General features: G+C 72.0%; 16 protein-coding genes. 10 read left to right on the top strand and 6 right to left on the bottom strand.

What is annotated here, in order from left to right; translation table 11 throughout:
- The first annotated feature begins 33 nt into the window (after window positions 1-33).
- Window positions 34-669, top strand: coding sequence for a PepSY domain-containing protein (locus AC2XR2_RS30460; RefSeq protein ID WP_491516795.1), 636 nt, complete (start codon window positions 34-36; stop codon window positions 667-669).
- 7 nt (window positions 670-676) lie between these two features.
- Here AC2XR2_RS30460 and AC2XR2_RS30455 read toward each other — a convergent pair whose 3' ends face one another.
- From AC2XR2_RS30455 to AC2XR2_RS30445, 3 genes are all read right to left on the bottom strand, one after another.
- A complete protein-coding gene (locus AC2XR2_RS30455) occupies window positions 677-1900 on the bottom strand; it encodes an MFS transporter (protein ID WP_491516794.1) in 1224 nt (407 codons plus the stop codon).
- A 126-nt stretch (window positions 1901-2026) separates the two neighbouring features.
- Window positions 2027-2983 (bottom strand): methylmalonyl Co-A mutase-associated GTPase MeaB, encoded by a 957-nt coding sequence (gene meaB / locus AC2XR2_RS30450; protein WP_381302497.1) that lies wholly within the window; start codon window positions 2981-2983, stop codon window positions 2027-2029.
- Window positions 2984-3038: 55 nt separating this feature from the next.
- Window positions 3039-4241, bottom strand: coding sequence for an acetyl-CoA C-acetyltransferase (locus AC2XR2_RS30445; RefSeq protein WP_330264421.1), 1203 nt, complete (start codon window positions 4239-4241; stop codon window positions 3039-3041).
- Between the two features lie 149 nt (window positions 4242-4390).
- On the opposite strand from AC2XR2_RS30445, the gene mce reads away from it, so the two are divergent.
- From mce to AC2XR2_RS30410, 7 genes are all read left to right on the top strand, one after another.
- Window positions 4391-4831 carry a methylmalonyl-CoA epimerase gene (gene mce, locus AC2XR2_RS30440; RefSeq protein WP_020136539.1) on the top strand — a complete coding sequence of 147 codons (441 nt, stop codon included), beginning with the start codon at window positions 4391-4393 and terminating at the stop codon, window positions 4829-4831.
- A gap of 209 nt (window positions 4832-5040) precedes the next feature.
- Entirely contained in the window at window positions 5041-8919 is a 3879-nt protein-coding gene (gene scy, locus AC2XR2_RS30435; RefSeq protein ID WP_381302496.1) for a polarized growth protein Scy, read from the top strand.
- 182 nt (window positions 8920-9101) lie between these two features.
- The gene (locus AC2XR2_RS30430; protein WP_280849270.1) at window positions 9102-10037 is read left to right on the top strand and encodes a coiled-coil domain-containing protein; all 936 of its coding nucleotides are present in this window, start codon (window positions 9102-9104) and stop codon (window positions 10035-10037) included.
- 155 nt (window positions 10038-10192) lie between these two features.
- Window positions 10193-11158 carry an ABC transporter ATP-binding protein gene (locus AC2XR2_RS30425; protein WP_381302495.1) on the top strand — a complete coding sequence of 322 codons (966 nt, stop codon included), beginning with the start codon at window positions 10193-10195 and terminating at the stop codon, window positions 11156-11158.
- Between the two features lie 2 nt (window positions 11159-11160).
- On the top strand, window positions 11161-11931 hold the full coding sequence (locus tag AC2XR2_RS30420; protein WP_185092992.1) for an ABC transporter permease: 771 nt from the start codon (window positions 11161-11163) through the stop codon (window positions 11929-11931).
- A 112-nt stretch (window positions 11932-12043) separates the two neighbouring features.
- On the top strand, window positions 12044-13432 hold the full coding sequence (locus AC2XR2_RS30415) for an ABC transporter ATP-binding protein (RefSeq protein WP_491516793.1): 1389 nt from the start codon (window positions 12044-12046) through the stop codon (window positions 13430-13432).
- Window positions 13429-14304, top strand: a complete 876-nt coding sequence (locus AC2XR2_RS30410) for an ABC transporter permease (RefSeq protein WP_491516792.1) — start codon at window positions 13429-13431, stop codon at window positions 14302-14304. The genes AC2XR2_RS30415 and AC2XR2_RS30410 overlap by 4 nt, the downstream gene beginning before the upstream one ends.
- A gap of 4 nt (window positions 14305-14308) precedes the next feature.
- Here AC2XR2_RS30410 and AC2XR2_RS30405 read toward each other — a convergent pair whose 3' ends face one another.
- Window positions 14309-14650 (bottom strand): Rv1322 family protein, encoded by a 342-nt coding sequence (locus AC2XR2_RS30405; RefSeq protein WP_123763100.1) that lies wholly within the window; start codon window positions 14648-14650, stop codon window positions 14309-14311.
- Between the two features lie 222 nt (window positions 14651-14872).
- On the opposite strand from AC2XR2_RS30405, the gene AC2XR2_RS30400 reads away from it, so the two are divergent.
- Window positions 14873-15901, top strand: a complete 1029-nt coding sequence (locus tag AC2XR2_RS30400) for an LLM class flavin-dependent oxidoreductase (protein ID WP_330264427.1) — start codon at window positions 14873-14875, stop codon at window positions 15899-15901.
- Between the two features lie 83 nt (window positions 15902-15984).
- Here AC2XR2_RS30400 and AC2XR2_RS30395 read toward each other — a convergent pair whose 3' ends face one another.
- Window positions 15985-16377 carry an SCO5389 family protein gene (locus AC2XR2_RS30395; RefSeq protein ID WP_123763098.1) on the bottom strand — a complete coding sequence of 131 codons (393 nt, stop codon included), beginning with the start codon at window positions 16375-16377 and terminating at the stop codon, window positions 15985-15987.
- A 256-nt stretch (window positions 16378-16633) separates the two neighbouring features.
- Between AC2XR2_RS30395 and nucS the strand changes: the two genes are divergently transcribed.
- Window positions 16634-17305 (top strand): endonuclease NucS, encoded by a 672-nt coding sequence (gene nucS / locus AC2XR2_RS30390; RefSeq protein WP_123763097.1) that lies wholly within the window; start codon window positions 16634-16636, stop codon window positions 17303-17305.
- A 101-nt stretch (window positions 17306-17406) separates the two neighbouring features.
- Here the strand turns inward: nucS and AC2XR2_RS30385 are convergent, their stop codons facing one another.
- Window positions 17407-19938 (bottom strand): ATP-binding protein, encoded by a 2532-nt coding sequence (locus tag AC2XR2_RS30385; protein ID WP_491516791.1) that lies wholly within the window; start codon window positions 19936-19938, stop codon window positions 17407-17409.
- Between the last annotated feature and the right edge of the window lie 38 nt (window positions 19939-19976).

Here is a 19976-nt window from a genome sequence, read left to right as displayed (position 1 = left end):
AGAACGAAGCAGAACCGCTCTGGAGGAATCCTCATGAAGCGCAACCTCGTCATCGCCACCCTCACCGCCGCAGCCCTCGCCACCGGCGGCACCGTCGCGGCCTTCGCGGCGGGGGACGACGACGCGACGGCGACGCAGCGCCAGACGACCACGAGCGTCCAGCAGGCAACCGACCGGGACGACGACTCCGCGGACGACCGCGACGACGACGCCTCGGACGACGACCGTACGGCGGCCCCCAAGGGCGGCGTCACCGCGGCCGACGCGATCGCCGCCGCCCTGCAGCACACCCCGGGCACCGCCCTGTCCGCCGACCTGGACGACGACGGTGCCGACGCCTGGGAGGTGACCGTCGTCAAGGGTGACGGCAGCGAGTACGACGTGCGGATCGCCCCCGACTCCGGCAAGGTCCTCGGCGCGCAGCGCGACACGGACGACGACAACGACGCCGACGACCGCGCCGAGCTCGCCGCGGCGAAGGGCGCGCAGACCGACGCCCGCGAGGCCGCCCTGGCCGCCGCCGCGAAGGGCACGGTGACCGAGGTCGGCCTCGACGACGACAACGGCAGCGTGGCCTGGGGCGTGGACACCGTGAAGAACGGCGAGCAGGGCGACTGGAAGGTCGCCCTGGACTCCGGCAAGGTCACCCAGGACCACGACGAGGACTGACCCGCAGTCACCCGACAGCCACCTCCCCACGAAGGGCGCCCCTCCCCCGGGCGCCCTTCGCCATGACCAGCACCGCCGTCACCGCGACCACCCCGCCCGTCACCGCGAAACACACGGCCACCGGCACCTGCCCGGCCGCGACGCCGGCCAGCGCCGTACCGCCCGTGCTGCCCGCGTTGACGGCCGTGTTGACCCACGCCCCGGCCTGAGTACGGGCCTCGGGGGCGACCTCTTCATCGGCGATGAGGTACGCGGTGGTGACAGCCGGCGACACGAAGAGCCCGACCCCCGCCATCACCAGCGCGAGGGTGCCGAAGCCGGGGGCGAGTCCGGCGCAGGCGAGGGCCAGGCCCAGACAGGCCGTCAGCAGGGCGAGCCGGGTCCGCGCGGCGGTGCGCCAGCCGACCGCCCCGTTGAGCAGCCCGCCGACCGCGCTCCCGGCGGACAGCGCGGCCAGCACCCAGGCCACGCTCGCGCCGCCGAGGTGGTGCCGCTCGGCGAACACCACGACGAGCAGGTCGAGCACGCCGAGCGCGAGGCCGACGGCCGCGGCAGCGCCCATGGGGCGGGCGATCCGGCGCAGTACCCGCCGACCGCTCCTGTCCCGTCGTACGGAAGGAGGGGCGGCGGGAGGCACCGCCCGCACCGCCGGCGACCGTACGAACCCGGTCGTCCCCGCCACCATCAGCGCCGCGCCGACGAGGATCCCCGCGGTCGGCGCCGCGACCCCCACGAGGACGCCGACCAGCAGGGGGCCCGAGACGAAGAGCAGTTCCTCGGCGACCCCGTCGAGGCTGTACGCCCGCCGGAGCAGGGCCTTGTCGCCCTGGGCGAGGCGCGACCACACGGTCCGCATGGTCGGGCCGAGGGGCGGGACGCAGGCTCCCGCGAGGGCGGTGAGGGTGCCGAGCAGCACGGGAGGGGCGCCGGGGCGCCAGACGGCCGCCGTCAGCAGCCCCAGCAGCGCCGTGTACGCGGCCAGCAGGGGCACGAGCGCCCGGCGCGGCCCGTGACGGTCGATCAGGGCGGCCCGGGCGGGTGCCAGGAAGACGACGGTCGCGCCGAACAGTGCCATCACGGCACCGGCGACCGCGTACGAGCCCGAGGCCCGGATCACCGCGAGCATCACGGACAGCGGGACGACGCCGTACGACAGTCTGCCGAGCAGGGCGGTGGCGAAGGTGCGGCGGGCGTGCGGAAGACGCAGCACGCGTGCGTAGGACGCGGACATGGGGAGTTCCTCGCGGAGAGGCGGAAGAGGGGACACCGAGGAGCCGCGGGAGCCAAGTGCTCGGACCGCGGCTCGGTGTCCGCCTTACGCCAAGGAGAGGAACATGCCGGTGAACGTATCAGGGGCTCAGCCCTGTGTCAGGCCCTCCACCAGCTCGTCCGCCGCGCGGTACGGGTCCAGTTCGCCGGTGACGATCCGGTCCGCGAGGGTGTCCAGGCGGCGGTCGCCGCGGAGGTCGCCGATGCGTTCGCGCAGGGCGGTGACGGCGATCGCCTCGACCTCGTGGGCGGCGCGGGCGCGCCGGCGTTCGGCGAGGACGCCGTGCTCCTCCATCCACGCGCGGTGCTTCTCCAGGGCCTCCACGACCTCGTCGACGCCCTCCGCGCGCGCGGCGACCGTCTTGACGATCGGCGGGCGCCAGTCGCCGGGCTTGCGGGACTCGCCGAGGCCCAGCATGTGGTTGAGCTCGCGGGCGGTGGCGTCGGCGCCGTCGCGATCGGCCTTGTTGACGACGTAGACGTCGCCGATCTCCAGGATTCCGGCCTTGGCGGCCTGGATGCCGTCGCCCATGCCCGGGGCCAGCAGGACGACCGAGGTGTCGGCCTGGGAGGCGATCTCCACCTCGGACTGGCCCACGCCGACCGTCTCGACCAGGATCACGTCGCAGCCGGCCGCGTCCAGGACCCGGATGGCCTGCGGGGCCGCCCAGGCGAGGCCGCCCAGGTGGCCCCGGGTCGCCATGGAGCGGATGTAGACGCCCGGGTCGGAGGCGTGCTCCGACATGCGGACCCGGTCGCCGAGCAGGGCGCCGCCGGAGAAGGGGGACGACGGGTCGACGGCCAGGACGCCGACCCGCCGGTCCTGCTTGCGGTACGCGGTCACCAGCGCGGAGGTGGACGTCGACTTGCCCACCCCGGGTGAGCCGGTCAGGCCGACCACGTACGCGTTGCCGGTGAGCGGGGCCAGTGCCGCCATGACCTCCCTGAGCTGCGGGGACGCCCCCTCCACCAGGGAGATCAGCCGGGCCACGGCCCGCGGCCGGCCCTCCCTGGCCTGGGCCACCAGGGTGGAGACGTCCTGCATCACAGCTCCGTTCACGAAACGACGTACCGGTCCCCGAAGGAGCCCCCGAAAGGACTCAGGCCTTGGGTACCCGCACGACCAGCGCGTCACCCTGACCGCCGCCACCGCACAGGGCGGCCGCGCCGACCCCGCCGCCGCGCCGCTTCAGCTCCAGGGCGAGGTGCAGGACGAGCCGGGCGCCCGACATGCCGATGGGGTGGCCGAGGGCGATCGCGCCACCGTTCACGTTCACCTTTTCGGTGGACACGCCGAGGTCCTTCATTGACTGGACGCCGACGGCCGCGAACGCCTCGTTGATCTCGATGAGGTCGAGGTCGGAGACCTCCAGGCCCTCCTTCTTGAGGGCGTGCAGGATCGCGTTGGACGGCTGGGACTGCAGGGAGTTGTCCGGGCCCGCCACATTGCCGTGGGCGCCGATCTCGGCGATCCACTCAAGGCCCAGTTCCTGCGCCTTGGCCTTGCTCATCACGACCACGGCCGCGGCGCCGTCCGAGATCTGCGAGGAGGTGCCGGCGGTGATGGTGCCGTCCTTGGTGAACGCGGGACGCAGCTTGCCGAGGGACTCGGCGGTGGTGTCGGCGCGGATGCCCTCGTCCTTGCTGAAGACGACCGGCTCGCCCTTGCGCTGCGGGATCTCGACCGGGGTGATCTCGGCCTCGAAGATGCCGTTCTTCTGCGCGGCGGCGGCCCGCTGGTGGGACAGGGCGGCGAACTCGTCCTGCTCGGGCCGCTGGATGCCGAGACGGGTGTTGTGCTTCTCCGTCGACTGGCCCATCGGGATGTTCTCCCACGGGTCGGTCAGGCCGTCGTAGGCCATCGCGTCGAGCATCTCGATCGCGCCGTACTTGAAGCCCTCGCGGGACTTCGGCAGCAGGTGGGGGGCGTTGGTCATGGACTCCTGGCCGCCCGCGACGATCACGTCGAACTCGCCGGCGCGGATCAGCTGGTCGGCCAGCGCGATCGCGTCGAGGCCGGAGAGGCACACCTTGTTGATGGTGAGCGCCGGGACGTTCATCGGGATGCCGGCCTTGACGGCGGCCTGGCGGGCCGGGATCTGGCCCGCGCCGGCCTGGAGCACCTGGCCCATGATGACGTACTGCACCTGGTCGCCACCGATCCCCGCACGGTCGAGGGCGGCCTTGATCGCGAAGCCGCCGAGGTCGGCTCCCGAGAAGGACTTCAGCGAGCCCAGCAGGCGTCCCATGGGCGTACGGGCGCCCGCGACGATCACCGAGGTCGTGCTGTTCGATCCAGACATGAGCTGCGATCCCCTTCCGGCTGCACTGCCGAGGAGTGTGAACGAGGGTTTACTTCGAATGTACTGAGTGGCACTCCGTGCCGTCACCCGGCCGTCGGTGTGATCGCGCGCACGTTGCGTAACCGTTTCGCGAGCGCTGCACTGACTACATGCTGACGCGAATCGACCACATCGGGATCGCCTGCTTCGACCTCGACAAGACCGTCGAGTTCTACCGGGCGACGTACGGCTTCGAGGTGTTCCACTCCGAGGTCAACGAGGAGCAGGGCGTGCGCGAGGCCATGCTCAAGATCAACGAGACCTCCGACGGCGGCGCCTCCTACCTGCAGCTTCTCGAGCCCACGCGCCCGGACTCCACGGTCGCCAAGTGGCTCGACAAGAACGGCGAGGGTGTCCACCACATCGCTTTCGGTACGGCGGACGTCGACGCCGAGGCCGCGGACATCAAGGACAAGGGCGTACGCGTTCTGTACGAGGAGCCGCGACGCGGCTCCATGGGGTCACGGATCACCTTCCTGCACCCGAAGGATTGCCATGGCGTACTGACAGAACTGGTCACTTCGGCGCCTGTTGAGTCACCTGAGCACTGACCCTCGTACATATGGGCCGGTAGGGTTGGGGGCGGTCGCTCCCGGAAGGGGGGTGGCCGCTTTCCGGGGTCCGGGTTTCGGGGGACGAGCAGCGGGCGGCAGCCCATGCTCCGCCGTTGATCTGACACCATTCCCCGGGGGCCCCGTTCGGCGGATGGACAGGGCTCGTTCGGAAAGACTTGCGACCAGGGGACGGATGGGACCGCGCAGTGCGGGGCTACGAACGCCAGGAGCGAGAGCCGGCGGCTGACGTCGACCACCTCTCTCGGTTCGAGGCCGAGATGGACCGGCTGAAGACCGAGCGGGAAAAGGCGATCCAGCACGCCGAGGACCTCGGCTACCAGGTCGAGGTGCTGCGCGCCAAGTTGCACGAGGCGCGGCGCACCCTCATGTCCCGGCCCGAATTCGGCGGCGGTGACATCGGCTACCAGGCCGAGCAGTTGCTGCGCAACGCGCAGATCCAGGCCGACCAGTTGCGCCAGGACGCCGAGCGCGAGCTGAGCCAGGTCCGGGCCCAGACCCAGCGCATCCTCCAGGAGCACGCCGAGCAGGCCGCGCGCCTCCAGGCGGAGCTGCACCAGGAGGCGGTCACCCGCCGCCAGCAGCTCGACCAGGAGCTGGCGGAGCGCCGGCAGACCGTCGAGTCGCACGTCAACGAGAACGTGGCCTGGGCCGAGCAGCTGCGCGCCCGCAGCGAGTCCCAGGCCCGTCGGCTCCTGGAGGAGTCCCGCGCGGAGGCCGAGCAGGCCATGGCGGCCGCCCGCGCCGAGGCCGAGCGGGTCACCACCGAGGCCCGGCAGCGGTTGCAGAGCGAGGCCGAGGCGGCCCGCGCGGAGGCCGAGCAGCTGCTGCGGCGGGCCCGCGCGGACGCCGAGCGGCTCCTGGAGACCGCCTCCACCCAGGCCCAGGAGGCCACCGACCACGCGGAGCAGCTGCGCACCTCGACGGCGACCGAGTCGGACTCCGCCCGCCGCCAGGCCACCGAGCTGAGCCGGGCCGCCGAACAGCGGATGACGGAGGCCGAGGAGGCGCTGCGCAAGGCGCAAGCCGAGGCCGAGAAGGTGCTCAGCGAGGCGAAGTCGGCCGCCGAGAAGGCGCTCGCGAGCGCGGAGTCGGCCAACGAGCAGCGCACCCGTACGGCCAAGGAGCAGGTCGCCCGGCTGGTCACCGAGGCCAGTGAGGAGGCCGAGGCCACCAAGGCGGCCGCCGAGCAGATCGTCGCCGACGCCCGCGCCGAGGCCGAGAAGATCGTCACCGAGGCCGCCGAGAAGGCCCGTACACTCACCGCCGAGGAGAGCGCGACCCAGCTGTCGAAGGCGGCCAAGACCGCCGAGGACGTCCTCAACAAGGCGCAGGAGGACGCGCAGCGGACCACCAAGGCGGCCGCCGAGGAGGCCGAGCGGATCCGTCGGGAGGCGGAGACCGAGGCGGACCGGCTGCGTGCCGAGGCGCATGACATCGCCGAGCAGCTCAAGGGCTCCGCGAAGGACGACACCAAGGAGTACCGGGCCAAGACGGTCGAGCTCCAGGAGGAGGCCCGCCGGCTGCGCGGCGAGGCCGAGCAGCTGCGCGCGGACGCGGTCGCCGAGGGCGAGAAGATCCGCGCGGAGGCCCGCAAGGAGGCCGTCCAGCAGATCGAGGAGGCCGCCAAGACCGCCGAGGAGCTGCTCTCCAAGGCCAAGGCGGACGCCGACGAGCTGCGCCAGAGCGCGACCGCGGACAGCGAGAAGGTCCGCACCGAGGCCATCGAGCGCGCCACCACGCTGCGCCGGCAGGCCGAGGAGACCCTGGAGCGCACCCGCAACGAGGCCGAGCGGCAGCGCGCCGAGGCCGTCGAACTCGCCGAGGAGATCACGGCCGCCGCCGAGCGGACCGCGAGCGAGCTGCGCGAGGAGACCGAGCGGGCGATAGAGGCACGCCGTGCCGAGGCCGCGGAGGAACTGACCCGGCTGCACACCGAGGCCGAGGAGCGCCTCGCCGCCGCCGAGCAGGCGCTCACCGAGGCCCGTGAGGAGGCCTCCCGGATCCGCCGCGAGGCCGCCGAGGAGACCGACCGGCTGCGCTCCGAGGCCGCCGAGCGCATCCGTACCCTCCAGCAGCAGGCCGAGGCCGAGGCCGACCGGGTGCGCACCGAGGCCGCGTCCGACGCGTCCGCCTCCCGCGCCGAGGGCGAGGCCGTCGCCGTACGGCTGCGTTCCGAGGCCGCCGCGGAGGCGGAGCGGCTCAAGACCGAGGCGCAGGACACCGCGGACCGGGTCCGGGCGGAGGCGCGGGCCGCCGCCGAGCGGCTCGCCACCGAGGCGTCCGAGACGCTGGCCGCCGCCCAGGAGGAGGCCGACCGGCGCCGCCGCGAGGCCGAGGAGTACCTCGGCTCGGCCCGCCAGGAGGCCGACCAGGAGCGCGAGCGGGCCCGCGAGCAGAGCGAGGAGCTCCTCGCCTCCGCGCGCAACCGTGTGGAGGAGGCCCAGGCCGAGGCCGTACGGCTGGTCGAGGAGGCGGACCGGCGGGCCGGCGAGATGGTGTCGGCCGCCGAGCAGCACGCCCAGCAGGTCCGCGACTCGGTCGCCGGGCTGCACGAGCAGGCGCAGGAGGAGATCACCGGGCTGCGCTCCGCCGCCGAGCACGCGGCCGACCGCACCCGGCGCGAGGCGCAGGAGGAGGCCGACCGGGTCCGCTCGGACGCCTACTCCGAGCGGGAGCGGGCCAGTGAGGACGCGGCCCGGATCCGGCGCGAGGCGGCCGAGGAGACGGACGCCGCCAAGTCCCTTGCCGAGCGCACCGTCTCGGAGGCGATCGCGGAGGCGGAGCGGCTGCGGTCGGACGCGTCCGAGCACGCCCAGCGGGTGCGCACCGAGGCCTCCGACACCATCGCCCAGGCCGACCAGGACGCCGCCCGCACCCGGGCGGACGCCCGCGAGGACGCCAACCGCATCCGCTCGGACGCGGCGACGCAGGCCGACGCCCTCATCAACGAGGCGCGCAGCGAGGCGGAGCGGCTCACCGAGGAGACCATCACCGACACCGACCGGCTGCGCACGGAGACGGTCGCGGAGGCGGAGCGGGTACGGGTCGAGGCGCTCGCCCAGGCCGAGCAGCTGATCGGGGAGGCGACCGGGGACGCGGAGCGGCTGCGCGCCGAGGCCGCGGACACCGTCGGGCAGGCCCAGCAGCACGCCGAGCGGATCCGCAGCGAGGCCGAGCGGGTCCGGGCGGAGGCGGCGGCCGCCGCCGAGGAACTCGTCAACTCCGCGCGCGAGGAGGCCGACCGGACCCTGGACGAGGTCCGCAAGGAGGCCAACAAGCGCCGCCAGGACGTGGCCGAGCAGGTCGACACGCTCATCACGGAGACCACCGCCGAGGCGGACAAGCTGCTCACCGAGGCGCAGCAGCAGGCCCTCAAGACCACCGCCGAGGCGGAGGCGCAGGCCGACACCATGGTGGGCGCGGCCCGCAAGGAGGCCGACCGGCTGGTGTCGGAGGCCACGGTCGAGGGCAACGCGCGCGTGGAGAAGGCCCGTACGGACGCGGACGAGCTGCTCGTCGGCGCCCGCCGGGACGCGACCGCCATAAGGGAGCGCGCGGAGGAGCTGCGGGACCGGATCACCGGTGAGATCGAGGCGCTGCACGAGCGGGCCCGCCGGGAGGCCGCGGAGACGATGAAGTCGACCGGCGACCGCTGCGACGCGCTCATCAAGGCGGCGGAGGAGCAGCTCGCCAAGGCGCAGGCGAAGGCCAAGGAGCTGGTCTCGGAGGCCAATTCGGAGGCCGGCAAGGTGCGCATCGCCGCGGTCAAGAAGGCCGAGGGGCTCCTCAAGGAGGCCGAGCAGAAGAAGGCCACGCTGGTCCGGGAGGCCGAGGAGCTCAAGGCCGAGGCGATCCGCGAGGCCAGGCGCACGGTCGAGGAGGGCAAGCGCGAGCTCGAGGTCCTCGTCCGCCGCCGTGAGGACATCAATACCGAGATCTCCCGTGTCCAGGACGTCCTGGAGGCGTTGGAATCCTTCGAGGCCCCGGCGGGGGGCAAGGACGGTGGCGTCAAGGCGGGCGCGGCGGTCGGCGCCCCCCGTTCGGGTAAGCCGTCGGACAGCTGACCGGCGGGTTGGATCCGGCGTCTTCTGGGGCCTTTGACCAAGTTTTTGGCAAGCCGTCCCGGGGTTAGCCACTCAAAAGGGGTGTCATTCTCCAGATCAAACACGTATCCGCTCGATGACACACCGCTTCGGCCCCTAGGATTCCCCCTATCACCTCACCGGTCTCATTTGACAGGAACCCCATGAGCGACACTTCCCCCTACGGCTTCGAGCTTGTGCGGCGTGGGTACGACCGCGCTCAGGTGGACGAACGGATCTCCAAGCTCGTCTCCGACCGTGACAGCGCTCTCTCCCGCATCACCGCCCTGGAAAAGCGCATCGAGGAGCTCCACCTCGAGACGCAGAACGCCCAGGCCCAGGTGTCCGACGCCGAGCCGTCGTACGCCGGTCTCGGCGCGCGTGTCGAGAAGATCCTCCGCCTCGCCGAGGAGGAGGCCAAGGATCTGCGCGAGGAGGCCCGTCGCGCGGCCGAGCAGCACCGCGAGCTCGCCGAGTCGGCGGCCCAGCAGGTCCGCAACGACGCAGAATCGTTCGCTGCGGAGCGCAAGGCCAAGGCCGAGGACGAGGGCGTCCGGATCGTCGAGAAGGCCAAGAGCGACGCGTCTCAGCTGCGTTCCGAGGCTCAGAAGGACGCACAGTCCAAGCGTGAGGAGGCGGACGCCCTCTTCGAGGAGACCCGCGCCAAGGCCGCGCAGGCCGCCGCCGACTTCGAGACGAACCTCGCCAAGCGCCGGGAGCAGTCCGAGCGCGACCTGGCGTCCCGTCAGCAGAAGGCGGAGAAGCGTCTCGCGGAGATCGAGCACCGCGCGGAGCAGCTGCGCCTGGAGGCCGAGAAGCTGCGCACCGACGCCGAGCGCCGCGCCCGCCAGACGGTGGAGACCGCGCAGCGCCAGGCCGAGGACATCGTGGCCGACGCCAACGCCAAGGCCGACCGGATCCGTTCGGAATCCGAGCGTGAGCTCGCGGCTCTGACGAACCGTCGCGACTCGATCAACGCCCAGCTGACGAACGTCCGCGAGATGCTCGCCACGCTGACCGGTGCCGCGGTGGCCGCCGCCGGCTCCCCGGCCGACGACGAGCCGATCTCCCGTGGGGTTCCGGCCCAGCAGTCCCGGTAACACCGCCTGACGGCAGCAGGGGCCCGTACCGTCTCCCCCGGAGGTACGGGCCTCTGGCGTGCCCGGGGCCCGTTGCCGGATTCTTACCGCTTCCGTCGGTCTCCGTTTGCCCATAGGAGTGGCATCCGCCGAGGCGCGCCCCTAGCGTGGTCGGCATGATCGAGCTAGCGGGGCTGACCAAGCGGTACGGCGAGAAGGTGGCGGTGAACAACCTCACCTTCACCGTCAGACCGGGCATCGTCACGGGCTTCCTCGGTCCCAACGGGGCGGGCAAGTCGACCACCATGCGCATGATGTTGGGCCTGGACCGGCCCACCGCCGGTGACGTCCGGATCGACGGCAAGCACTACGACCAGCTCAAGGACCCGTTGACGTACATCGGCGCCCTGCTGGACGCCAAGGCGATGCACGGCGGGCGCAGCGCCTACAACCACCTGCTGTGCCTCGCGCAGAGCAACGGCATCCCGGCCAAGCGGGTCCACGAGGTGCTGGACACGGTCGGTCTGACGGCGGTGGCGAAGAAGAAAGCCAAGGGGTTCTCGCTCGGCATGGGGCAGCGGCTCGGTATCGCGGGCGCGCTGCTCGGCGACCCGCGGATCCTGATGTTCGACGAGCCGGTCAACGGGCTCGACCCCGAGGGCATCCACTGGATCCGCAATCTGATGAAGTCGCTGGCCGCGCAGGGCCGGACGGTGTTCGTGTCGAGTCACCTGATGAGCGAGATGGCGCTGACCGCCGACCACCTCGTGGTGATCGGCCAGGGCCGGCTGCTCGCCGACACCTCCATGGCCGACTTCATCGCGCAGAACTCGCGGTCGTACGTCCGGATCCGCACCCCGCAGCGCGAGCGGCTGCTCGACGTGCTGCACGCGGCCGGGGTCACCGTGGTGGAGAGCGGCAACGGCACGCTGGAGGTGGACGGCAGCAAGTCCGAGTACATCGGCGAGCTGGCCGCCCAGCACCAGCTCACGCTGCACGAGCTCAGCCCCCAACAGGCCTCTCTGGAGGAGGCGTTCATGCAGCTGACCGCGGAGTCGGTCGAGTACCACGCGCACGACGGCACTCCCGCCGCCGCACCGCCCGCGCAACAGCCCTGGGGCGCCGACTGGAAGGGGAAGTGACCATGGCGGCGACCCAGGTCATCCGCTCCGAGTGGACCAAGATCCGGTCGGTGGCGTCCACGGTGTGGACGCTGTCCCTCGCCGTGGTCGTCACCATCGGGCTCGGCATCCTGATCTCGGCCCTGTCGAAGAACGAGTTCGACAACATGAGCCGCAAGGACCAGCTGTCCTTCGACCCCACCTTCATCAGCTTCGCCGGGATGAGCCTCGGTCAGCTCGCGATGATCGTGTTCGGGGTGCTCGTCGTGTCGAACGAGTACAGCACCGGCATGATCCGCACCTCGCTGGCCGCGGTACCGCAGCGCGGCACCTTCCTGGCCGGCAAGATCGCGGTGGCGACCGCGCTCTGCCTCGTCGTGGGTCTCGTCACCAGCTTCGTCACCTTCTTCCTCGGGCAGGCGATGCTCGGCTCGCACAAGGCGGAGATCGGTGACACCGGGGTGCTGCGCGCGGTCATCGGCGGCGGCCTCTACATGACCCTGATCGCGATGTTCTCGATGGGCGTCGCCGCGATGCTGCGCTCCCCGATGCTGTCGCTGGGCATCCTGATGCCGTTCTTCTTCCTGATCTCCAACATTCTCGGCAATGTCTCGGCGACGAAGAAGATCGGCCGGTTCCTGCCCGACCAGGCGGGCAGCAAGATCATGCAGGTGGTCACCCCGATCGACGACGACACCCCCTACGGCCCGTGGGGCGGGCTCGGGATCATGGCGCTGTGGGTGGCGGCCGCCCTGATCGGGGCGTATGTCCTGTTGAAGAAGCGGGACGCGTGACGCCAGGAGCCTTTGCTTTCATTTGAGCGGAACCGTCAGCGCCCGGATAAGCTCCTAACCCTTACGGGGGGCGTGCGCCCCGCTGTCCTGAACCTTGCGATGGGTGCGGAGCATGATCGAGGCAGTCGGCCTGACCAAGCGCTACGGCGACAAGACCGCTGTGTACAACCTTTCCTTCCAGGTGCGTCCCGGTGCCGTCACCGGCTTCCTGGGCCCCAACGGCTCGGGCAAGTCGACGACCATGCGGATGATCCTGGGACTGGACAACCCCACGTCCGGTCAGGTGACGATCGGCGGCTACCCGTACCGCAGGCTGCCCAACGCGGCCCGGCAGGTCGGTGCGCTGCTCGACGCGAAGGCCGTGCACGGCGGACGGGCGGCCCGTAACCATCTGCTGTGCCTGGCCCAGCTGTCCGGGATCCCGGCCCGCCGGGTGGACGAGGTGCTGGGGGTGGTCGGCCTCCAGGACGTGGCCAGAAAGCGCTCCAAGGGCTTCTCGCTGGGCATGGGGCAGCGGCTCGGGATCGCGGCAGCGCTGCTCGGCGACCCCCAGGTGCTGCTCTTCGACGAGCCGGTCAACGGGCTCGACCCCGAGGGCATCCTGTGGGTGCGCAACCTGATGAAAGCGCTGGCGGCGGAGGGCCGTACGGTCTTCGTCTCCTCCCATCTGATGAGCGAGATGGCGCTGACCGCCGACCACCTCATCGTGATCGGGCGCGGGCAGCTGCTCGCCGACATGAGCGTGCAGGACTTCATCGCCGCGAACTCCGCGGGCTTCGCGCGGGTGCGCACGCCGGACAGCGAACCGCAGCTGCGGGAGAAGCTGTCGGCGGCGATCACCGAGGCGGGCGGGCACGTGCTGCCGGAGCAGGACGGCGCGCTGCGGGTGACGGGGCTCGCGCTCCCCCGCATCAGCGACATCGCGCACGAGTCGGACGTACGCCTGTGGGAGCTGTCGCCGCACCAGGCCTCGCTGGAGGAGGCGTACATGCGGATGACGCAGGGCGCGGTGGACTACCGCTCCACGATCGACCAGAAGGCGGGCCTCATGCAGCCCCTCCCGCCGGGCGCCCAGCCGCCGATGCCGGTCCCCGGCCAGGGCCAGCCGGGCTGGTACGCCCCGCCGCCGCCCCAGCAGGGCGGTCAGCCGTTCGGGGGCCCGCAGGGGCAGGCACAGCCGCTCCCGTACGGCGCTCCCGGCGCCCCCAACCCGTACGCCCAGGCGACTCCCGCGGCCCCGCACACGCCGGTGTCCGCCCCGCAGGGCCCGGCACCGACCGCCCCGGCCCAGCCGGCCGCGCCGCAGCAGGCACTGTCCGGAGCGCCCGCCCAGGCGCCCGCGCCCGGCGCGAGTGGTCAGGCGCCGGCCCCGGCAACGGCCCCGGCTCCCGTGCCCGTGGCGCAGCCGCAGGCCCCGGCTCAGCCGCCCGCCGCCGCCCCGCAGGGCTCCGCTCCCGCCCCGCAGAACCCCGCCCCGACCGAGCCCAAGGACGCCCGATGAGTACCCCGCAGCCTTCGATGCCGCAGGCCCAGCCCGCCGTGCCGAACTGGCAGGCCGCGGGTGGACCGGCGTACACCGGCTACACCTCGCCGATCCCCGTCGTACGGACGCACCTCGGGCACGCGATCGCCTCGGAGTGGACGAAGATCCGTTCCGTGCGGTCGACGATCTGGACGCTGGGCGTGTTCGTCGTGCTCAACGTCGGGATCGGCCTCGCGGTCGCCGCGCTGCTCGCCGCCAACTCGTCCCAGGAGAGCCTGCGGGACGAGAACCCGCTGTCGTTCGGCTTCTTCGGGCTCCTGCTGGCCAACATGTGCATCATCACGCTCGGCGTGCTGACCACGGCCTCGGAGTACGGCACCGGCATGATCCGCACGACGATGGTCGCCTGTCCCTCCCGCGGCCGCGTCCTCGCGGCGAAGTCGATCGTGTTCTTCGCGGTCGCCTTCGTGACCACCCTGGCCTCGGTCGTGGTCGTCGCCCTGATCGACGTGGCGCTGCTGGACACCCGCACGCCCACCGGGCAGGAGTGGCTGAAGGGCACCCTCGGGATCTCCCTCTACATCGCCCTGCTCGGCCTGCTCTCGCTGGTCATCGGCTCGATCATCCGGCACTCGGCGGGCGCGATCACCATCATGATCGGTCTGGTGCTGGCTCCGCTGGTGATCGCGCTGTTCATGCTCGCGCAGTCCCTGGAGGGCGTGCGCCAGGCGCTGTTCGAGTACTCCATCCCGAACCAGCTCAGCGTCTTCTACTCCAACTCCCTCACCGATTCCGGCCCTTCGGGCTGGGACCCGCTGTGGATCATCGTGGGCGTGACGGCCGTCGCGTTCGCCGGCGCCTACGCCCTGCTGGAGAAGCGGGACGTGTAGACCCTCAGAACTTCGGCGCGTTACGGGACCGCTGCACCCGCGTGGTGCGGCGGTCCCGCGCGTTCCAGCAGGCCTTGTGCCAGTGTCTGCGCTCGTCGACGCCCGAGTGGTCCGGCCAGGCCACCACGTGCGGGACACCGTCCGGGATCATCTGGTCGCAGCCCGGGCAGCGGTACGTCTTGCCCTGGGCGCTCGCTCCCGCCACATGCCGGACGTTCCAGTCCTCGCCCTGCCAGTGCGTCGAGGACTGGAAGCCGCCGTAGCGGCCGGACCGGTCGTCCTCGGCGCCACGGCCGGACGGGTCCGACGAACCGGAACCCTTGGGTCGGTTGCGACGCGGGGACACAGGACACCTCACGGGGCTATACAGGAAGCAGGAACCGCGTCCAGCCTACGCGGCGCGCGACGGGGTACGCGTAGGGCACCAACCCCCACAAGTCCCCCTCGGGGGCACCCATTCTGCAGACAATCGGCAAATCTCTCCGCCAGGCCGTGTCCTCGGCACGTGTCAGACGGTTATGCCGGGTGGGGGAGCTCCGTGTCGGAGCCAAGGAAGCAGGAAAAGCACATGCACGTAGGAACATTCGTGTTGGCGGCCCAGTTCCCGGGGCAGGGCCAGGGGGAGGCGCTGCACCGCGCGGTCCGCTCGGCCGAGCTCGCGGAGGAGGCCGGACTCGACGCGGTCTGGCTGGCGGAGCACCACTTCGTGCCGTACGGCACCTGCCCGTCCGCGATCACCCTGGCCGCGTTGCTGCTGGGCCGCACCCGCCGTATCCGCGTCGGCACCGCGGTGAGCGTGCTGCCCACGGTCCATCCGGTGGCCCTGGGCGAGCAGGCCGCGCTGCTGCACATGACGAGCGGCGGGCGCTTCTCGCTGGGCGTCGGGCGCGGTGGGCCGTGGGTCGATCTGGAGGTGTTCGGCTCGGGTCTCGAGGCGTACGAGAAGGGGTTCCCGGAATCACTCGATCTGCTGGTCCGCTGGCTGCGCGAACCTGCCGTGGGTGCGGACGGCGAGCGCTTCCGGTTCCGCGAAGTGCCCGTCGTGCCGCGGCCGTCGGAGTCGCTCACGGAAGCGGACGGCCCCGAGGTGATCGTCGCCTGCACCTCCCCGGCGAGTGTCCGGCTGGCCGCCGAGCGCGGGCTGCCGATGCTGCTCGGGATGCATGTCGGGGACGAGGAGAAGGCGGAGATGGTCGCCCTGTGGCGCAGGCAGGCGCGCGCGGCCGGACACGCGCCGCAGAAGGTCCTGGACGCGCCCCATGTCTCGGCCGGTGTCTGCCAGATCGCGGACCGGCGTACGGACGCGGTGGAGGCGCTGGTGAAGGCGATGCCGGGCTGGCTCAGGCAGGGGCTCGGCGCCCATGTCACGGTCGACGGCCGCGCACGGCAGATGCGCGATCCGGTGGCCTACACCGAACTGCTCTGCGGACTGCACCCGGTGGGCACCCCGCGGCTGTGCGCCGACCGCCTCGCGGCGACCAGCGAGCGGACCGGAATCTCCCGCTTCGCCCTGCTCGTCGAGGGCTCGGGAGACCTTGCGGCCACGGAGGAGAACGTACGACGGCTCGGTGCGGAAGTACTGCCGCACCTGACCTGAAAGGACAACCCTGTCCGGCGGGAGCTTGCCGCCCCGGTACTGATGCACCTCCCGCGTACGGAGCGGCAAGCAGGCGCTTGACGTCAGCAGTCCCGGAACTCCGGGGACTGGTTCAGCAGCTGGCTGCGCACCGAGGTGAAGCGGCTCAGCGTCTCGTCGACAGAGGAGTCCAACGGGAACACCGCCACCCGGTGGCAGTTCTGGAATGCCAGCCGCACACCGAAGTGCCGCTGCAGCGCGCCGCGTATCGCGTCACTCGCAAGCGCACGCAGCAGCTGACCGCGTGCCTGCTCGTCCGGCGGGGGCGTCTGGTTGTCGGCGAAGTTGCCGCCGTCCACCTTCAGCTGGGCCACCAGGGAGCTGATCATCTCCCATGCGTAGGGCAGGGAGGTCCGGACGCAGTCGACGAATTCGGCTTCGTCGACCTCGCCTCGCTCGGCCTTCTCGAGTAGGGCCGGTGAGACGTCGAGCGACATGGGTTCTCCTCTCGCACCCCTGATTCCTCAGGGGTTGCCGGACAGATAAAGGGAGTTCGCGCTGCCGGACACTCTCAGTACATGCCTCGCGACCTCCCGTTTACTACGGTAGGCAACGGCCGGTGGCGGCACCAGGAGAATGCGAACAAAGGGCACTCCCAACAGGCCCACAATCGGCCACAAGTGAACAGGGTTTCTCCACAGCCTTACGGGCCGAATCGCGTGGACATGCGCCCGTCGAGTAGCGTTGCCGACCATGCGTCTCGTCATTGCCCGGTGTTCCGTCGACTACGCGGGCCGGCTCACCGCCCACCTGCCCTCGGCCCCCCGTCTGATCCTGGTGAAGGCCGACGGCAGCGTCTCCATCCACGCAGATGACCGCGCCTACAAGCCTCTGAACTGGATGTCGCCGCCCTGCACGCTGAAGGAGGGAACCGGCGACGAGGAGGGCGTCTGGACCGTCATCAACAAGGCGGGCGAGAAGCTCATCATCACGATGGAGGAGGTCCTCCACGACTCCTCGCACGAACTCGGCGTCGATCCGGGCCTGATCAAGGACGGCGTGGAAGCACACCTTCAGGAACTGCTCGCCGACCGCATCGAAACGCTCGGCGACGGCTACACCCTGATCCGCCGCGAGTACATGACGGCCATCGGCCCGGTCGACATCCTGTGCCGGGACGCCGAGGGGCAGACCGTCGCGGTGGAGATCAAGCGGCGCGGCGAGATCGACGGCGTCGAGCAACTCACCCGCTACCTCGAGCTGTTGAACCGCGACCCGCATCTCGCGCCGGTCCGCGGCATCTTCGCCGCCCAGGAGATCAAGCCCCAGGCCCGCGTCCTCGCCACCGACCGCGGCATCGGCTGCCACGTCATGGACTACGACGCGCTGCGCGGCATCGAGGACGACAAGCTGCGGCTGTTCTGACAGCGCGTCTTCATCTACGGCGGTTTCTTCTACGGCGGTTTCTGCTACGACGACGAGGGCCGGGTCCGTCCGTCACGGACCCGGCCCTCTTGCGCGTGTTCCTAGATGACCGACCCGCTGGGCGAGCTCACGGTGCTGCTCCCGGGGGCGGCGGCCGAACTGCTCGTCTCCACCGGGGTGGTGGAGGCGGGACCACTGGCCGAGGTGGAGTTGCTCGGGGTGGTGTCGGTCGGGGTCGGGGTGGGCGTTGTCGTCGGCGTGCTGGTCGGTCCGGACGGCGTCGCTGACGCGGAACCGGAGCCGCTCGGATTGCCGGTGGGCGAGGTCGGGGGCCTCGACGTGTTCGACGGGCGCGGCGACGAAGGCCTGGACGTGGGTGACGAACCGCTGCCCTGCGTCCCGCTCGGCTTGTCCGAAGGCGTCGCCCCACCCGTCGGCGTCGGATCGTCCGACGTCCCGTACGTGCCGTCAGGACCCGGATCCGTCGGCCGGGACGTCGCCGTACCGGTGTCGCCCTTGCCGTCGTCGTCCTTCGGGACGTCCGCGCCGAGGTTGCCGTCGTCGATGCCGACGCTGGCCGACGGGTTGACGCCGACCTGGTTGGACGGGGCGTTCGGGTCGTTGTCGGAGGTGGCGCCCAGGGTCACGACCGTGCCGAGGACGGCGACCAGCAACGCGCCCGCGCCGGCCGCGACGAGGTTGCGCTTGGCGAGGCCCTTGAGACCGCCCCGGGCTTTGCGCGAGGGCGCCGTGCCGGGGGTGCGGTGGACGACGATCGTCTGGGAGTCGGCGGGCGGCTGGAGCTGCGGGAAGGCCGCGGGCACTCCCCCAGGCGGTGAGGCCGACTCGTCGTGGCGCGCGTCGGGCACCTCCTCGCCCGCCATCGCGCCGAGACCCACCAGGCCGGGCGCGGGTGTGGTCCCGTCCCGGTCGGAGACCAGGGCGAGGGCGCGCCGGCCCGCGACGGTGCCGCGCTTGTCGGCGAGGGCGCCGCGCAGGCCGATGGAGGCCTCCAGTTCGGCGCGGGCCCGGTCGAGCTGTCCGCCGCAGAGCGCGAGGATGCCGAGTTCGTGGTGGAAGTAGGCCTGTTCGGACACCTCACCGGCGAGCCGGGAGGCCTCCGCGCCGGAGCGCAGGGCCCGCTCCCAGGCACCCCAGTGACCGCCGGCGGCGAACGCGGGCGCCGCGGTGCGGGCCAGCTGCACGGTGGTCGTCTCCTCGCCCTCGAGGGGCGCGGTGGTCGCCGGGACCAGGACGGTGAGGGCGGCGAGCAGGGCGTCCGCCTCGGCGCAGACCCGTTCCGGGGTGACCGAGGGGTGGCCGGCCCACCAGGCGTAGTGCTGGGCGGCGGTGCGGGCGCGGTCCTCGATGTCGTCGCCGTATCCGGCGGCCTCCAGCTGGGTGAGGACCCCGGCGGCGAGCCGGTAGCGGGAGCCGACCGGGGAGACCAGGCCGGAGCCGGCGAGCTCGCCGAGGGCGGCGTCCGCGTGGGTGTCGCCGACCAGGGCGGGCAGGTGGGCCTGGTGGGGCACCTCGCCGCCGAGGGCGACGGCGAACCGCAGGGTGGCGCGCGCGGACTCGCTGAGCCGGGAGGCGAGCAGCGGGGCGGGCGCGGCGGCGTCGCCCAGCGCGGGCAGCGGGATGTCCTCGTCGCCCTCGGAGGTCAGCGGGGTGTCGAGCACGGCCATGTCCGCGAAGACGCCGAACTCGTCGACGGCTCCGGCGCCGGCCCGCTGCCGGTCGCGCTGCCGCAGCAGGGCGCCGGCCTGGACGAAGCGCAGCGGCAGGCCCTCGGACTCGAACCAGAGGTCGCCCGCCCAGTTCGACTCCTCCTCCGTCAGCACCCGGCCGACGCAACGCTCCAGCAGCTCCACGCCGTCCGCGCGCTCGAGGCCGCTGAGGACGACCTCCTCGACGGCGGAGTCGGCGGAGGGCGCGGGCACGTCGGGCGTGGCGCCGATCACGAAGGCGCACTCGGGCGTGGCGTCGAGGAGTTCGTCGAGCGCGGCTCCGCCGAACTCGATGTCGTCGAGGACGACGACCGCGCCGATCTCACGGACGCAGGAGAGCAGCTCGTCCTGGTCGGGGCGGTGCAGGGGCGAGTCGTAGACGGCGTAGTAGAGGTCGTACAGCAGCTCGCTCGCCGTGCGGTGGAAGCCGGTGAGGCGGATCACGCCGTCGGGGGCGAGGTCCGAGCAGTCCTCGGCGACGACGTCGAGGAGGCTGGTGCGGCCGGAGCCGGAGGGGCCGGTCAGCCGGACCGAGCGGCCGCGGGCGAGCAGCCGGACGAGTTGTTCGCGCTCGTCCTGGCGGGCCAGCAGCGGCTGTGCGGTGCGGGTGGGTCCCGGCGGGACGGGCGGGCGGGCCGCGCGGTCCACCTCTGCGCGTTCGGCGGCGCCGAACTTCTCGGGCCGACCGGGACGCTCGCCGGGCGGGCAGGCCTCTATCTCGCTGCCGTCGACGGGGTTGACGGTGAGCAGGAAGTCGCCGGCGACGAGCTGCACGGTGCGGGCGAGCGCCGGTGAGTGCTGGCCGAAGTCGGGTGTGAGGGAGTCCCTGGGAGGCCGCTGACGCGGCGAACCGCCGTCACCGTCATGGCCGTACTCCTCGGGTCCCCGGTTGTTCGGGTCCATAGGTTCAAGCCCCCCAAAAGCGTCTCGTGTGCCGTCAG

Source organism: Streptomyces sp. LS-MS-L19, assembly GCF_058382285.1.
Note: the sequence above shows the minus strand (reverse complement) of the source record. Positions and strands in the feature narration are given on the sequence as shown.

Bases quoted from the DNA above. Each gene is read 5' to 3' on its own strand.
- AC2XR2_RS30460 (WP_491516795.1), top strand. From the start codon at position 34: ATGAAGCGCAACCTCGTCATCGCCACCCTCACCGCCGCAGCCCTCGCC.
- AC2XR2_RS30455 (WP_491516794.1), bottom strand. From the start codon at position 1,900: ATGTCCGCGTCCTACGCACGCGTGCTGCGTCTTCCGCACGCCCGCCGC.
- meaB (WP_381302497.1), bottom strand. From the start codon at position 2,983: ATGCAGGACGTCTCCACCCTGGTGGCCCAGGCCAGGGAGGGCCGGCCG.
- AC2XR2_RS30445 (WP_330264421.1), bottom strand. From the start codon at position 4,241: ATGTCTGGATCGAACAGCACGACCTCGGTGATCGTCGCGGGCGCCCGT.
- mce (WP_020136539.1), top strand. From the start codon at position 4,391: ATGCTGACGCGAATCGACCACATCGGGATCGCCTGCTTCGACCTCGAC.
- AC2XR2_RS30430 (WP_280849270.1), top strand. From the start codon at position 9,102: ATGAGCGACACTTCCCCCTACGGCTTCGAGCTTGTGCGGCGTGGGTAC.
- AC2XR2_RS30425 (WP_381302495.1), top strand. From the start codon at position 10,193: ATGATCGAGCTAGCGGGGCTGACCAAGCGGTACGGCGAGAAGGTGGCG.
- AC2XR2_RS30420 (WP_185092992.1), top strand. From the start codon at position 11,161: ATGGCGGCGACCCAGGTCATCCGCTCCGAGTGGACCAAGATCCGGTCG.
- AC2XR2_RS30415 (WP_491516793.1), top strand. From the start codon at position 12,044: ATGATCGAGGCAGTCGGCCTGACCAAGCGCTACGGCGACAAGACCGCT.
- AC2XR2_RS30410 (WP_491516792.1), top strand. From the start codon at position 13,429: ATGAGTACCCCGCAGCCTTCGATGCCGCAGGCCCAGCCCGCCGTGCCG.
- AC2XR2_RS30400 (WP_330264427.1), top strand. From the start codon at position 14,873: ATGCACGTAGGAACATTCGTGTTGGCGGCCCAGTTCCCGGGGCAGGGC.
- AC2XR2_RS30395 (WP_123763098.1), bottom strand. From the start codon at position 16,377: ATGTCGCTCGACGTCTCACCGGCCCTACTCGAGAAGGCCGAGCGAGGC.
- nucS (WP_123763097.1), top strand. From the start codon at position 16,634: ATGCGTCTCGTCATTGCCCGGTGTTCCGTCGACTACGCGGGCCGGCTC.
- AC2XR2_RS30385 (WP_491516791.1), bottom strand. From the start codon at position 19,938: ATGGACCCGAACAACCGGGGACCCGAGGAGTACGGCCATGACGGTGAC.